At 58.9% G+C, this 1,257-nt stretch carries 1 protein-coding gene, 1 tRNA gene and 1 pseudogene; all 3 read left to right on the plus strand.

Going from position 1 to position 1,257, the window contains the following annotated elements; translation table 11 throughout:
- Positions 1 to 308: pseudogene (locus EOA85_RS37945) on the plus strand (hypothetical protein); the annotation flags it as partial.
- Between the two features lie 111 nt (positions 309 to 419).
- Positions 420 to 902 (plus strand): group II truncated hemoglobin, encoded by a 483-nt coding sequence (locus tag EOA85_RS35520; RefSeq protein ID WP_127212750.1) that lies wholly within the window; start codon positions 420 to 422, stop codon positions 900 to 902.
- Positions 903 to 1,033: 131 nt separating this feature from the next.
- A tRNA-Trp gene (locus tag EOA85_RS35525) sits at positions 1,034 to 1,109 on the plus strand.
- The last annotated feature ends 148 nt before the right edge of the window (positions 1,110 to 1,257 follow it).

Below are 1,257 nucleotides of genomic sequence, written 5' to 3' on the forward strand. Positions count from 1 at the left end.
GTGTCAGACGCCTTGTCGGTCCTCGCGCGCAGTTGACCGTGCATTCGATGGGGTTGGAGCAGCGGGTCAAGACCTATCTCAAAGAGATGGCGGTCGGACCCGGTCTGCTGGTGGCGATGCGGTCGGTGCCGGCCTCGCGCCACCGGCAGCTCGAACCCGACATGATGTTGAAAGTCGGGCTGACGACCGGGCTTGAATCGGCAGATGAATTTACCGGTCCGACCATCTGCAAATCGGAGCCAATGCCGGAGAATTGCCGCATGGTCTCGACTTCCGAGGTTCAGGCCGACACGCCGGTCAAGTTGTAAGGCGCAGGCGTTGCAACTGACCCAAACTGGCCATCGAGGCAGATTGAGCAACGTTCGATAGTTCCGCTATCGTCCGCAACAATTGACAGTCCGGCCAGTCGAGGATCGAGAATGAGCCAGGATATCCCGACATTGTTCGAATGGGCCGGCGGCACCGAGGCGTTGAATCGCCTGACGCAAACCTTCTACGACATGGTGTCTAGGGATCCCATCGTCGGCCCGGTGTTCAAAAATATGTCACCGGATCATCCGGCCCATGTCGCGGCCTTCATCGGCGAGGTCCTTGGTGGACCGACGACCTACAGCAAAGAGCATGGCGGCCACCGCGAGATGGTCATGCATCATCTCGGCAAGCATCTGAGCGAGGAACAGCGCCGCCGCTGGATCAACCTTCTCGTCGATGCCGCCGATGAAGTCGGGCTGCCGAACGATCCGGAATTCCGCTCGGCTTTCATGGCCTATGTCGAATGGGGGTCGCGGCTGGCGAAGATGAACTCCAACCTTAGCGAGACCTGCGATCCCGAAACCGAGCCGATGCCGGCCTGGGGCTGGGGCGTGCCCGGCGGACCGTACAAGCAGCCGTCGGGCGGATGATCCCGAATCGCCACGGAGATTTCCGACCTGATGCTGAAAGCGGGCAGGAATGGAACGATCAGATCAGACCGCTCTTTACAGCGCGCACGGAAGCTTTTAGGAAGCGCCTGCTGCGTTGACGTGCGCACGATACGGGCATAGCTCAGTTGGTAGAGCGGCGGTCTCCAAAACCGCAGGTCGTAGGTTCGAGCCCTGCTGCCCGTGCCATTTTTCGAAATGGCCAATTCATGAAACCCGTGCCATTTTTCGGAATGGCCAATTCATGAAAATTGTCTGGTCTTCTACGCATTGGCCCTTTGAAAATCCGCCGGTGACTTGCCATATAGGCTGTCTTGAGACATAAGAGGCCATAGCC

Origin of the sequence: Mesorhizobium sp. M5C.F.Ca.IN.020.29.1.1, from assembly GCF_003997375.1 — a bacterium.
Classification (GTDB): domain Bacteria; phylum Pseudomonadota; class Alphaproteobacteria; order Rhizobiales; family Rhizobiaceae; genus Mesorhizobium; species Mesorhizobium wenxiniae.